At 52.3% G+C, this 12,141-nt stretch carries 13 protein-coding genes and 3 tRNA genes; 7 read left to right on the top strand and 9 right to left on the bottom strand.

Annotation, left to right across the window (positions count from 1 at the left end; translation table 11 throughout):
- Positions 1–2: 2 nt before the first annotated feature.
- The 5 genes from osmY to M2422_RS11470 form a co-directional block, all read right to left on the bottom strand.
- A complete protein-coding gene (gene osmY, locus M2422_RS11450) occupies positions 3–620 on the bottom strand; it encodes a molecular chaperone OsmY (RefSeq protein WP_028015434.1) in 618 nt (205 codons plus the stop codon).
- Between the two features lie 299 nt (positions 621–919).
- Entirely contained in the window at positions 920–2,509 is a 1,590-nt protein-coding gene (prfC, locus tag M2422_RS11455) for a peptide chain release factor 3 (RefSeq protein ID WP_047060224.1), read from the bottom strand.
- A gap of 91 nt (positions 2,510–2,600) precedes the next feature.
- Positions 2,601–3,278 (bottom strand): pyrimidine 5'-nucleotidase, encoded by a 678-nt coding sequence (gene yjjG, locus M2422_RS11460; protein ID WP_039260913.1) that lies wholly within the window; start codon positions 3,276–3,278, stop codon positions 2,601–2,603.
- 19 nt (positions 3,279–3,297) lie between these two features.
- Positions 3,298–3,741: a ribosomal protein S18-alanine N-acetyltransferase gene (gene rimI / locus M2422_RS11465; protein WP_033144573.1), complete on the bottom strand. Its 444-nt coding sequence runs from the start codon at positions 3,739–3,741 to the stop codon at positions 3,298–3,300.
- Positions 3,710–4,123, bottom strand: coding sequence for a DNA polymerase III subunit psi (locus M2422_RS11470; RefSeq protein ID WP_029740017.1), 414 nt, complete (start codon positions 4,121–4,123; stop codon positions 3,710–3,712). Before M2422_RS11470 ends, rimI begins: the two co-directional genes overlap by 32 nt.
- Before the next feature lie 102 nt (positions 4,124–4,225).
- Between M2422_RS11470 and rsmC the strand changes: the two genes are divergently transcribed.
- The 4 genes from rsmC (at position 4,226) to M2422_RS11490 (ending at position 5,747) form a co-directional block, all read left to right on the top strand.
- On the top strand, positions 4,226–5,254 hold the full coding sequence (gene rsmC, locus M2422_RS11475) for a 16S rRNA (guanine(1207)-N(2))-methyltransferase RsmC (protein ID WP_029740018.1): 1,029 nt from the start codon (positions 4,226–4,228) through the stop codon (positions 5,252–5,254).
- Between the two features lie 172 nt (positions 5,255–5,426).
- Positions 5,427–5,513, top strand: a tRNA-Leu gene (locus M2422_RS11480).
- A gap of 28 nt (positions 5,514–5,541) precedes the next feature.
- Positions 5,542–5,628, top strand: a tRNA-Leu gene (locus M2422_RS11485).
- 33 nt (positions 5,629–5,661) lie between these two features.
- Positions 5,662–5,747, top strand: a tRNA-Leu gene (locus tag M2422_RS11490).
- 42 nt (positions 5,748–5,789) lie between these two features.
- Here the strand turns inward: M2422_RS11490 and M2422_RS11495 are convergent.
- Positions 5,790–6,059, bottom strand: coding sequence for a DUF1435 domain-containing protein (locus M2422_RS11495; RefSeq protein ID WP_032660829.1), 270 nt, complete (start codon positions 6,057–6,059; stop codon positions 5,790–5,792).
- 215 nt (positions 6,060–6,274) lie between these two features.
- Between M2422_RS11495 and M2422_RS11500 the strand changes: the two genes are divergently transcribed.
- Both M2422_RS11500 and fhuF read left to right on the top strand, forming a co-directional pair.
- Positions 6,275–7,339: a diguanylate cyclase gene (locus M2422_RS11500; RefSeq protein WP_047060227.1), complete on the top strand. Its 1,065-nt coding sequence runs from the start codon at positions 6,275–6,277 to the stop codon at positions 7,337–7,339.
- A 95-nt stretch (positions 7,340–7,434) separates the two neighbouring features.
- Positions 7,435–8,223, top strand: a complete 789-nt coding sequence (gene fhuF / locus M2422_RS11505; RefSeq protein ID WP_033144570.1) for a siderophore-iron reductase FhuF — start codon at positions 7,435–7,437, stop codon at positions 8,221–8,223.
- 95 nt (positions 8,224–8,318) lie between these two features.
- On the opposite strand, the gene M2422_RS11510 is transcribed toward fhuF, so the two are convergent.
- Positions 8,319–9,665 carry a PTS sugar transporter subunit IIC gene (locus M2422_RS11510; protein WP_023310306.1) on the bottom strand — a complete coding sequence of 449 codons (1,347 nt, stop codon included), beginning with the start codon at positions 9,663–9,665 and terminating at the stop codon, positions 8,319–8,321.
- Between the two features lie 328 nt (positions 9,666–9,993).
- Between M2422_RS11510 and M2422_RS11515 the strand changes: the two genes are divergently transcribed.
- Positions 9,994–10,452, top strand: coding sequence for a YbaK/EbsC family protein (locus M2422_RS11515; protein WP_008502085.1), 459 nt, complete (start codon positions 9,994–9,996; stop codon positions 10,450–10,452).
- A 38-nt stretch (positions 10,453–10,490) separates the two neighbouring features.
- Here M2422_RS11515 and bglJ read toward each other — a convergent pair whose 3' ends face one another.
- Both bglJ and M2422_RS11525 read right to left on the bottom strand, forming a co-directional pair.
- Entirely contained in the window at positions 10,491–11,126 is a 636-nt protein-coding gene (gene bglJ, locus M2422_RS11520) for a DNA-binding transcriptional activator BglJ (RefSeq protein ID WP_064673198.1), read from the bottom strand.
- A complete protein-coding gene (locus M2422_RS11525; RefSeq protein ID WP_064673197.1) occupies positions 11,123–11,860 on the bottom strand; it encodes a response regulator transcription factor in 738 nt (245 codons plus the stop codon). The genes bglJ and M2422_RS11525 overlap by 4 nt, the downstream gene beginning before the upstream one ends.
- Positions 11,861–12,141 lie beyond the last annotated feature (281 nt).

Raw genomic sequence — 12,141 nt, forward strand, 5'->3', positions numbered from 1 at the left:
ATTTACTTCGTTTTCAGATCGTTTTTAACGCTTTTCACACCGTCAATCGCTTTCGCGATGGACTCGGCGCGTTCACTTTGCGCCTGCGAATCTACCGTACCGGAGAGCTGAACCACACCATCGGTGGTTTCCACTTTCACCTTGCGGGACGGCACGATGTCATCTGCTAAAAGTTTAGCTTTGATTTCGCTGGTGGTGGCTGCATCACCGGCATAACCTTTCACCGACGCGTTTTTACCGTCACGTACGTGCAGCTTATCGCTGACGGACGCAACGCCTTCAACGCCTTTCGCGACTTTCACCGCCTGTTCGGCCTGAGCCTGGCTTTCCACGAAGCCGCTCAGCGTGACCACTTTCTTGTCGGTCTTAACGGAAATATCGGTACTTTTGATGGCTTCATCATCCACCAGTGCGGCTTTCACTTTTGCTGTGATTGAGCTGTCGTCCATGAAGTTGCCGACTTTATTCATAGAGCTATCGATTTTTTGCCCTGCGGTATCGGCCGTGGACTGGGCTTTATCCATTGTGCTGCTTTCCGCCAGAGCGGAACCGCTCACCAGAACGCTACCCAGGGTTACAGCCAGCAGAGTTTTCGAAATCTTCAGTCTTGTCATATTCATCGATCTATTCCTGTGTTTACCCGTTATTCGGGCTACATACTTCCTTAGTAGTTTTATATATTGCGAATAAACACACGGGTAAAATGGATAACCTAAAGTCATGCATTGAACAGTTAATTTATCCACGCCCGGTGTTAAACACTGAGTTAAATATAGATCACTCTCACAGAGCCGCTTTCAGAATTGGGTAAAAAACGCGCGAATAGCGTGAAATTGCGTTGAATTAAGAACATTCCGCAAGGGATTAATAAGACAGGAATTAAAGAAGAGCACGGCGGGAGCCGTGCTCTGAGAGGGGATTAGTGCTCGCGGGTTTTACGGAACTGAACGTCAGGGTAACGTTCCTGCGTCAGGTTCAGGTTCACCATGGTTGGCGCGATATAGGTCAGGTTATCGCCGCCATCCAGCGCCAGCTGAATTTCGTTCTTACGCTTAAATTCTTCGAATTTCTTCACGTCAGAACACTCAACCCAGCGCGCGGTCGCGACGTTCACAGACTCGTAAATCGCTTCCACGTTGTACTCGCTCTTCAGACGCGCAACAACCACGTCGAACTGCAGCACGCCGACCGCACCCACGATCAGGTCGTTGTTCGCGATTGGGCGGAACACCTGCACGGCGCCCTCTTCGGAGAGCTGAACCAGGCCTTTCAGCAGCTGTTTCTGCTTCAGCGGATCGCGCAGACGGATACGACGGAACAGCTCCGGTGCGAAGTTCGGAATACCGGTGAACTTCATCATTTCACCCTGGGTGAAGGTATCGCCGATCTGAATCGTGCCGTGGTTGTGCAGACCGATGATGTCGCCCGGATACGCCTCTTCAACGTGCGAACGGTCACCCGCCATAAAGGTCAGGGCGTCGGAAATCACCACATCTTTACCGATACGCACCTGGCGCAGCTTCATGCCCTTTTCATACTTACCGGACACCACGCGCATAAACGCCACGCGGTCGCGGTGTTTTGGGTCCATGTTGGCCTGAATTTTGAACACGAAGCCGGTGAATTTCTCTTCCTGCGCTTCCACTTCACGGGTGTCGGTTTTACGCGGCATCGGACGCGGCGCCCACTCCACCAGACCGTCCAGCATGTGGTCAACGCCGAAGTTACCCAGCGCGGTACCGAAGAAGACCGGGGTGATTTCACCGCTCAGGAACAGCTCTTTATCGAACTCGTGAGACGCCCCCTTCACCAGCTCCAGCTCGTCGCGCAGCTGCGCGGCCAGCTCTTCGCCGACTGCCGCGTCCAGCTCAGGGTTATCCAGACCTTTCACCACGCGAACTTCCTGAATGGTGTGGCCTTTACCGGTCTGATACAGGTAGGTTTCGTCTTTATAGAGGTGATACACCCCTTTGAACAGCTTACCGCAGCCAATTGGCCAGGTGATTGGCGCACAGGCGATTTTCAGCTCGCTTTCCACTTCGTCCATCACTTCCATCGGGTCACGGATGTCGCGGTCGAGTTTGTTCATGAAGGTGAGGATCGGCGTATCGCGCAGACGGGTGACTTCCATCAGCTTACGGGTCCGGTCTTCTACACCTTTCGCGGCGTCGATCACCATCAGACAGCAGTCCACCGCCGTCAGGGTACGGTAGGTATCTTCGGAGAAGTCTTCGTGGCCCGGGGTGTCCAGCAGGTTCACGAGGCAGTCGTGATACGGGAACTGCATCACGGAGGTGGTAATCGAAATACCACGCTGCTTTTCCATCTCCATCCAGTCAGATTTTGCATGCTGGCTGGAGCCACGGCCTTTAACGGTACCCGCAGTCTGGATCGCCTGTCCGAACAGCAACACCTTCTCAGTGATGGTCGTTTTACCGGCATCCGGGTGCGAGATAATGGCAAAAGTGCGGCGCTTGGCCACCTCTTGCAGATAAGGAGACAACGTCATAATTAAATCTTCTTTTATAAGCGCGGCAGCACGCCACGCATCATGGAATACAAAATTGCGGCTATTTTACCCATCAATGGGGGGCAGGCAATCATTGTTTACACAGGAGTTGCTCCAGTTCGTTCAACGACGTCACGGTCCAGGTCGGCTCGATGCCTTCAGGCTTCACGCGGCCATGCGCGTTGAGCCAGACGGTCGACAAACCTGACTTCATGCCGCCCAGGATATCTGACTCTGCCGTATCACCCACCATCAGGACGCGATCGCGGTCAGGATGACCGGCCTGGGCCAGCGCGTAGTCGAAAATACGCGGATCCGGTTTAGGTACGCCCACCTCTTCGGAGATCACCAGCGCGTCGAAATGATCGCGCAGGCCGGTGCGCTCGAGGCGGATCTGCTGCAGGGCGGTAAAACCGTTGGTGATGATCCCCAGTTTCACCTTCCCTTTCAACGCATTCAGCAGGGAAACCGCACCCGGCAGTGGCGCACAGATATCGGCCATCGCGTTCAGGAAGGCATCGTTCAGCGTTCCCGGACTGACCTTTAAGCGTTCCGCCCAGACGTCAAAACGCTGGTGCTGAAGCTGTAACGCGGTGATGGCACCGTTCTGGTAATCCACCCACAGCGGCTTGTTTACCGCCTGATAGTCCTGAAAATCTTCAGCGGTGAAGGTCACGCTATAGTCGAGAAACATCCGCTGCAGGCCGCCGAACGAGTCAAACGTAAACAGCGTTTCGTCGGCATCAAAGAAAATCCAGTCCCATTTCATCGTTACAACCTTATATTCGTTATCCAATCGGCAGAGCCATTATGATGGCGTCTTCACGTCCCTCTGCGGTGGGGTAGTAGTTACGGCGGACCGTCGCCTCGTTAAAGCCTAAGCTTTCATAGAGCGCGATGGCGGCGACATTCGACGCGCGCACCTCCAGCCACAGGGTGAAAACGTCACGGGTTTCGAGCTCACGAATGAGGTGCTCGAGCAGTTCTCTTCCCAGCCCACGGCGCTGGAACGCGGGATCAACCGCAATATTAAACAGCGTCGCTTCATCAAGAACAACCTGCGTGATCGCGAAGGCGGCCATGGTGCCGTCAACGTCCAGACGGAAGTTCAGATACCGTTCGCCCTGATTGCTGGCGAAGGTTTTTTCGCTCCACGGAAACGCGTGGGCGCGTGTTTCAATCGCGAACGCGGTGGTCAGGTCAGGCGTCGTGAGGGAAGAAATCGTGTTCATATTCGCAGATTTGTTGCCATAGCGCGCTGCGCGCTTTTGGGTTGGCTTTCAGTTCGTCCAGCGCTGGCGTGCAGATCTGGCTCCCCTGGAGGGGGATCTCGTTTGTCTCTCCGATACGCCAGCTGTTACAGCGGCTATCAGGAGGAAGCATCGCGACACGCTCTGGCGTCAGCTGTAAAACCTGGTCGGCCGTCATCTTCAGGCTGCGAAGGACATCATCGATCAGGGGTTCATTCAGGGCAGGCAGTTCTTCCGCCACCATCACCAGGCGTACGTGCGCAGGGATGGAAATGGCGATTTCGCCCTGCAACGCCGTCGGGCGACGCAAAGCCCACTGGGTAATGCCCAGCTGCTGCAACTGCCAGTCTCGTCGGGATGTCATAGGGAAAACTCCTGTCTCTCAGGCGCGCAAATATAGCAAATGTGTCGAAAGTGCGCCATCTACCTACTATAATCCCCGCCTGAGTTTATTGAGGAACAATTCATGTCTGCATTTACCCCGGCAAGTGAAGTCTTGCTGCGTCACAGTGATGATTTCGAAGAAAGCCGTATTCTGTTTGCCGGAGATATGCAGGATGACCTGCCTGCGCGTTTCGACTGTGCTGAAAGCCGTGCCCACACCCAATACTACCACCACTGGCAGGTGCTGAGCCGCCAGATGGGCGAGCGCGCGCGCTTTAGCCTGGTGGCGGAGCAGAGCGATATCGCCGACTGCGATACGCTGATCTACTACTGGCCGAAGAACAAGCCTGAAGCCCAGTTCCAGCTGATGAACCTGCTCTCCCTGCTGCCGGTAGGCTGCGATATTTTCGTGGTGGGTGAGAACCGCAGCGGCGTGCGTAGCGCTGAACAGATGCTGGAAGGCTACGCGCCGCTGAATAAAGTCGACAGCGCACGCCGCTGTGGTCTGTATCATGGCCGTCTGGAAAAACAGACAACGTTCGATCCACAGGCATACTGGGACGAGTACCAGCTTGACGGCCTGACCATCAAAACCCTGCCGGGCGTGTTCAGCCGTGACGCGCTGGATACGGGCAGCAAGCTGCTGCTCTCCACCCTGACGCCGCATACCAAAGGCAAAGTGCTGGACGTGGGCTGCGGCGCGGGCGTGCTCTCTACCGTGCTAGCCAGCCATTCACCAAAAGTGCGCTTAACCCTCTGTGACGTGAGCGCCCCGGCTGTTGAAGCCAGCCGCGCAACGCTTGCCGCAAACGGCATTGAAGGCGAGGTGATTGCCAGCAACGTCTTCTCCGACGTCACCGGTCGCTTCGACATGATTATCTCCAACCCGCCGTTCCACGACGGTATGGAGACCAGCCTTGAAGCGGCGCAAACGCTGATCCGCGGCGCAACCCGTCATCTGAACAGCGGCGGCGAGCTGCGTATAGTCGCGAACGCCTTCCTGGCGTACCCGAAAGTGCTGGACGAAACCTTCGGCTTCCACGAAGTGATCGCCCAGACCGGCCGCTTTAAGGTCTACCGTACCGTCATGACGCGCCAGGCCAAAAAGTAATCTCCGCTCCAGCAGGCCGGATAAGCGCAAGCGCCATCCGGCTCCGCATAGCGCCTGCATCGGCCATTTTTGCAGCAATCAAGGCGTCGCGCGCACTTTTCTGTTGACGTAAAGCTGAAAACATCTAGAATGCGCCTCCGTGGTTACGATACTTTTACAGTATCGATGGTATGCGAAGGTGGCGGAATTGGTAGACGCGCTAGCTTCAGGTGTTAGTGTCCTTACGGATGTGGGGGTTCGAGTCCCCCCCCTCGCACCATAAATCACAATGATATTGCTCGCACTGGGCGAAGGTGGCGGAATTGGTAGACGCGCTAGCTTCAGGTGTTAGTGTCCTTACGGATGTGGGGGTTCGAGTCCCCCCCCTCGCACCAACGAGGCGATATCAAAAATAGTAAGATGACTGTGCGAAGGTGGCGGAATTGGTAGACGCGCTAGCTTCAGGTGTTAGTGTCCTTAGGATGTGGGGGTTCGAGTCCCCCCCCTCGCACCAATTATCTTACATCCCTTCTGAAGTTCCCCTTGTTTTTCCCTGTTATTTCAAACTCATCAGTATCACCAGAATTCCACTGACCAGTGCTACGCATGATGGCAGTAAAACAAAGTGGCGCAGCTGCTTATGCCAGATCATGCCTGACGTGACTAACAGTCCTGACACAATGATCGCTTTCCAGGTATCAAGGGAGAGATCGGCAAACATCAACCCGCCGAGAATGGCTCCCGGTAGCAATACCCCCCAACCACTGCCAAGCGCCCTGTTCAACATGATCTGCCCTCTCACAACGATAATGATAACCAATATCATATGACAGACATTATCATTTGTCAGCTGAATGAATCAAAATCCATCGACCTTTACCTTTCCCGTAATGACAGGAATTGCCTAAGGTGATAAATTGCACACCTGTTAACAACATCTAAAGATTTTCTGATAATTACTCTTTGAGTTTTTTGCATGTTTTATTGCGAAACAGCACCTACTTATTTGTTTTAATTAAATTTTAATAAAAACGCACGACTATGACATCACAATCCTGGCGGTCTTTGGTTCACAGAAAATATCAATTGTCGTTACGTTTATTTTTATTTCTGAACGCAACCTCGGCAGTGTTCTCGGTAACAAATCCGCTCAATTCTGTACGCCTGTTATCTGCCCCACTTATTGCTATTTTCTCCATCAGCACCGGCCTGTTCGTCTGGCACTGGAGAAAGCGCGCGCGGAAGATAAATATTCCCGTTGTTTCAGGGATCTTCGGTATTTTGTGGGCCTGGCAAATTGAGTCTAAATTCGCCTTAATTACCCACGACCACGCGACGTATTTGTTAATCGCTCTATTAACGGTACTTTTTATCGGAACGCTGGCATTCGCGAGTAATATCAAAGCATTTACGCTGCACTCATTGCCCACCTTTATTGTCTGCCTGTGGCTAAGCGATCACGATATATGGCTGAGAATGACCTATTCTTTCGCACTTCCTGTGGTGGCAATTGCTATACATAACATTTTGCAAACGCGTAACGATCGTTTCGCTCAGGAATTGCTCTCGCGCCTGTTGGAAGAGCGAGAAACCCTTACCGATCTCAGCATGATGGACCCGCTTACCGGGCTCTATAATCGTCGTGGTCTGCAAAGCCGTCTGGAGAACCTGCCGACGGTAGAAAATGGCGAGCACTTTGTCCTGCTGATGGATATCGATCACTTCAAAGCCTATAACGATCACTATGGCCATATGATGGGCGACCAGGCGCTGAAGCGCGTCTCTGCGGCAATTCGCGACGCCGTGCGTTCTCGCGATATTGTGGCGCGTTTTGGCGGAGAAGAGTTTATGGTGCTGCTGACCAATATTTCTCTCGAACATGCCCGCCAGACGGCCGAGCGGATCCGTCAGAAAGTCTACGATTTGAAAATCCCGCATCTGTTTAACGAGAGTGTCGCGACAAACGTCACCATCAGCATTGGTATTGCCATTTTCGAGGATGAAGACGTGGAAGGCGCGCTGGAAAAAGCGGACAAAGCCCTCTACGAAGCAAAGCATATGGGGCGCAATAACATTCTGTTAAGTGAAGAGCTGCAGACGGCATAAACATCACGGCGGTGTCTTAAAGACAAAAGTCTTGCCATTGATATGAGCAATAGTTAGGATTGGCAATCATTATCATTTAGATTTCTATCTATACTATGGCTACGCATACCGCACACATCGTCGAGCCCCTCCTCTGGCGAGCGCCCCTCACCAGCGGGAATGCTTCGCTTGCGGATGCCATACGGGATAAGATTGCGGAGACGCGCGCCCACCTGCTGGATTTTATCCGCCTTGATGAAGCGCACCCGAACCACGCCATGACGCTCTCAGAGTGGCGTCAACCGACAAAACTGCAGTCGCTGTTGGCCACCTATTCCGACCATATCTATCGCAATCAGCCCACTCTTACGCGGGAAAATAAACCACTGCTCTCTCTTTGGGCGCAATGGTATATCGGGTTGATGGTGCCTCCCCTCATGCTGGCGCTGTTAACCCAGAAGAGCATGCTGGAACTCTCGCCGGATAATTTCCACGTCGAGTTTCACGAAACCGGGCGCGCAGCCTGTTTCTGGATTGATCTGCACGAAGACCAGAACGCGGAACGCCTGACGGCTCAGGAACGCATGGAGCAGCTTATCACCCAGGCCCTGATCCCGGTCGTGGACGCGCTTGAAGCGACGGGAGAGATTAACGCGAAGCTTATCTGGAGCAATACGGGCTATTTAATCCACTGGTATTTAACGGAAATGAAGCCTCTGCTTGGTGATGAGAACGTTGATGCCCTGCGTCAGTCCTGTTTCTTTGCAAAACAGCTTTCCGATGGCCGTGACAACCCGTTATTCCGTACCGTCGTGCTCCGTGATGGACTTCTGGTTCGCCGCACCTGCTGCCAGCGCTATCGCCTGCCGGACGTTAAGCAGTGCGGGGACTGCACGCTGAAATAATCGGCCACGGCCTGATGCCCTCATCCTGCCCCTCTCCCTCAGGGAGAGGGAACAAACACTAAAAACGGCAACCTGAGTTGCCGTTTTGCTTTAACCTAAGCCACCTGCTGATTGTCCTCTTCCGCGTTACGCTGTGCTTCTTCCGCTTCCTGCTCCAGCAGCTGTTTCTCGTACACTTTGAAGAACGGGAAGTAGATGATTGCCGATACGCAGGCCAGAACCACAACCAGAATAGCCGCGCGGAAATCCCAGCCCAGAGCCCACGCTGCGCCTATTGGCGCCGGTGCCGTCCAGGGAACCACTGAGATGACGCGGCCAATCAGGTCAAACGTCATCGCCGCCCAGGCTAGCACGGCATTTACCATCGGTGCCAGCAGGAACGGAATAAAGAACACCGGGTTCATCACGATTGGCGTACCGAAGATAACGGGTTCATTGATGTTGAAGAAGCTGGGTACCACGCTCAAACGCCCGATAGAGCGTAAATGCGCTGAACGGCTACGCAGATAGCAAATGACCAGCCCCATCGTGGCGCCCGACCCGCCAATCACGATAAAGAACGTCCAGAACGCCTCCATAAAAATATGCGGCAGAGGCTGACTGGCGGCCAGCGCGGTCTGGTTCGCACCCAGGTTAGTCAGCCAGAACATCTGCAGCATCCCGGAGACGATGGCGGCTCCGTGGATCCCGGCGAACCACAGCAGATGACCAATCAACACGGCCAGCAGGATCGCAGGCAGGGAATCCGCTGCGGAAACCAGAGGTTTAAAGACCGACATAATGGCCTGCGGGATCAGCATGCCGAACTGAGACTGAATGAGCAGGCTCAAAGGATAAAGCGTCAACACCACTACCAGCACCGGGATGAGCAGATCAAAAGAGTTTTTGATCATCGGAGGAACCTGGTCCGGCAGGCGAATACCGATGTTATGGGCCTTGAGGAAACGCATCATCTCAACGCAGTAGATCGCCACCAGAATCGCGGTAAAAATGCCCGTCCCACCCAGGCTATCGACAGGCAGCGTGCCTTTGGTTTTCGGTGCCGCGACCAGCAGAAACGCCATCAGCGACAGCATGGCGCACATAAACGGGTCTAACTGGTGTGATTTGACATAATGTTTGCCAAGGTTATAGGCGATGGCCGCACAGATATAGATGGACATAATGCCCATCGTCATATCAAACGGCGTCAGGATCTGGCCTTCAAACTGCTTCGCCATATCCAGCCAGGCTCGGGCGAAACCCCAGGTGGTATCCGGCGAAAACGGTGGGTATGCGAACACTAACAGAAACGAACCCACAATCATAAATGGCATCGCAGAGATAAACCCATCACGGATAGCCATGACATGACGCTGGGAAGAGATCCGCCCGGCAATCGGGCTGACGTAATTTTCAACAAAACGGAATATCAGGTTAAACGCAGCATGGTTGGCAGACATGGCAGATCTCCTGTCAGACGTTTGTTACGGGCGCATTTGCGCCGCACGTTGTTCCATAAATCACCTTCACAACCTTGCTGGCTTGTGTACCAGTGGTACTGCTCAGACGGAATGGTTTCATAATTTGCTCTTATTATTGGATACAGGGGACGTTACGTACTCAGTATTAATCGACGCATCTCGCTCTGCAACCGGTTACTGTAACCGGTTTCCGTGATTGTGAAGAGGATCCAGAAATCAGCCGTTCGGGATATTTGTTACTGAAGAGATATTTACAGAGCATAAATTCTTATGACAGATTACGCAGGATATTTGTCAGGAGGAAACAATGAGTTTGCAGTCTGTACAGCAGTTTTTTGCCGACAACGCGCCGGATATAGACGTCATTGAACTTAGTCAGAGTACCGCTACCGTTGCGTTGGCTGCTGCCGCCCATCGTGTTGAACCGGGACAAATCGCCAAGACCTTGTCATTAAAGGTGAAAAATGAGGTGATACTGGTTGTGGCGAAAGGCGATGCGCGCCTGGATAACAAAAAACTGAAAGATACCTTTGGTGCAAAAGCGCGCATGCTCAGCAGTGATGAAGTGGTGACCATCACCGGTCACCCCGTTGGCGGCGTGTGCCCGTTCGGCCTGGAAAACCCGCTCGCGGTTTACTGCGATATCTCATTAAAGCAGTACGCCGAAGTTCTGCCCGCAGCAGGCGCAATTCATAGTGCCGTGCGTATTTCACCTGACAGAATGGCAGAGTTAACTTCCGCAAAATGGGTTGATGTTTGCATATGATTGATGCGCCAGAACCTGTCTGGCGCGCAACAGACAGGTTATAAAAAAGTCGGCTTGCTGAGTATCGAACTTCGCGGTTCTCTTGCTGAAAGATGGGTAATAATATCCGCCGCATCGAGCAGCCCTACGTCAGAGTTCACCCCCAGCTTGACCATCGCATTAAACTTATGCGCCCGGATGGTCTTAATATTGCGTTCAAGCTGTGCCGCGATTTGAGGAATGGAATAGCCGCAAGACATATAACGCAATATTGCCCGTTCCGTTGGGCTTAACATTCTGCTTTGACTCTGGTACCAGTGATTCATCATATTGTCATTGATGCGCAGGGTTTCGCTCAGCAACACCATGAGTTCCTTCTGCAGGAGCTCAAGCTTCAGCGATTTACTGACCACACCGTGAAGGCGTGACGGGGAAAGATGGCTAATCAATCTTGCTTCCATCTCATCAGCGACCAGGATAATGCGCTGGATATGGCCATGCGTAAACGCAAAATCCCGCAGGTGCGCCAGGCAGCTACGACGCTCTTCTCGCGCATCGGAATATGAATAGATCAGCGAGAAAAAATTGATGTGCTGAAGTGCTTTCTTAAAGCTGTCAAATTCACTAAACAGATGCAGCTGATAATGATTCAGGCCGGGCATCGCAAAAAGATGCTGCAGCCCAACAGCACTCATCGTGCAATTTTCGACGATGGCGATATGTCTTGTTGAATCGGTTTTTTCCATTCCTCGAACTCTCCATAGGCTGACATCAAACTCAGCTCTCGCATTCCCTGTGTACTGTTTATCCAGGCGTACATATCGGCATTACTGCGTAATGACAGCCGTCGCATCGCACTGTTTTTCTGTGCACTGACGGTTTTATTGCTTTTCTTGAGCAATGTGGCGATTTGGTTAATCCCCCATCCTTTACCTAACAGTCGCAAAACTTTGCGTTCGGAGTGCGTAAGGGCAATAACGTTTTCGTCTTCTTCCCCCGTACTTTGAGGTTCCGGGGTTAACAACGTCTGGCTTACCCGCTCTGCGCGTTCACTACCTGCCCGAATAGCGTTAACCAGGCCTTCAATGGGTTCCATATCAGAAAGCAACGTACTTTCCGGGCGCACAAGTAGCTCAACGGCAATAGGGTTAAGCGGCCGCGAAACTAAAAAGATCCAGTGAATGTTCCGGTATTGATTCAATAAATTGAAATACTCTTCGAGCGCGCCCCGAGGATTCCAGTATTCGCCTGTAATATCGGCAATGATGACGTCAGCGCGGCGTAGCTGGAGCAGTGTTAACTCCTGCAATGAGCTGCAATAGGTCAATTCAAAATCGGGGAAATGGCGAGTCATTACGCCCCCCAACCCGTTTTGCATGACCGGTATCCGGCTAATGATAACGCTATGCTTACCGTGCAAAGACAACATAGACCCTCCATGTCCATTCTTCATGTGATGAGTAACGTTAAAGTGCATCAACGTATGAGTATTTTCGTCCCTGAGTGTAAAGCAGGTTAATACAAGCAGAAGATGAGATGTTTTCTTAGTTTAAGAAATACCTAAACAGCAGTAATATCTCACAAAGCGAAATTAAATTTAATTGCAGTGTCATTAAAATAACTACAATATAAAATTAGAATAACTAAATATATATAACTTATCTTTCAATAATTATAATTCACCAGAATGATGAATTAATCCCAACCCCT

This window comes from Enterobacter sp. SLBN-59 (genome assembly GCF_024807915.1).
In the GTDB taxonomy this organism is placed as follows: domain Bacteria; phylum Pseudomonadota; class Gammaproteobacteria; order Enterobacterales; family Enterobacteriaceae; genus Enterobacter; species Enterobacter asburiae_B.

Bases quoted from the DNA above. Each gene is read 5' to 3' on its own strand.
- M2422_RS11470 (WP_029740017.1), bottom strand. From the start codon at position 4,123: ATGACATCCCGACGAGACTGGCAGTTGCAGCAGCTGGGCATTACCCAG.
- M2422_RS11525 (WP_064673197.1), bottom strand. From the start codon at position 11,860: ATGTTGTCTTTGCACGGTAAGCATAGCGTTATCATTAGCCGGATACCG.
- M2422_RS11510 (WP_023310306.1), bottom strand. From the start codon at position 9,665: ATGTCTGCCAACCATGCTGCGTTTAACCTGATATTCCGTTTTGTTGAA.
- bglJ (WP_064673198.1), bottom strand. From the start codon at position 11,126: ATGAGTGCTGTTGGGCTGCAGCATCTTTTTGCGATGCCCGGCCTGAAT.
- osmY (WP_028015434.1), bottom strand. From the start codon at position 620: ATGAATATGACAAGACTGAAGATTTCGAAAACTCTGCTGGCTGTAACC.
- rsmC (WP_029740018.1), top strand. From the start codon at position 4,226: ATGTCTGCATTTACCCCGGCAAGTGAAGTCTTGCTGCGTCACAGTGAT.
- prfC (WP_047060224.1), bottom strand. From the start codon at position 2,509: ATGACGTTGTCTCCTTATCTGCAAGAGGTGGCCAAGCGCCGCACTTTT.
- M2422_RS11515 (WP_008502085.1), top strand. From the start codon at position 9,994: ATGAGTTTGCAGTCTGTACAGCAGTTTTTTGCCGACAACGCGCCGGAT.
- fhuF (WP_033144570.1), top strand. From the start codon at position 7,435: ATGGCTACGCATACCGCACACATCGTCGAGCCCCTCCTCTGGCGAGCG.
- yjjG (WP_039260913.1), bottom strand. From the start codon at position 3,278: ATGAAATGGGACTGGATTTTCTTTGATGCCGACGAAACGCTGTTTACG.
- rimI (WP_033144573.1), bottom strand. From the start codon at position 3,741: ATGAACACGATTTCTTCCCTCACGACGCCTGACCTGACCACCGCGTTC.
- M2422_RS11495 (WP_032660829.1), bottom strand. From the start codon at position 6,059: ATGATATTGGTTATCATTATCGTTGTGAGAGGGCAGATCATGTTGAAC.
- M2422_RS11500 (WP_047060227.1), top strand. From the start codon at position 6,275: ATGACATCACAATCCTGGCGGTCTTTGGTTCACAGAAAATATCAATTG.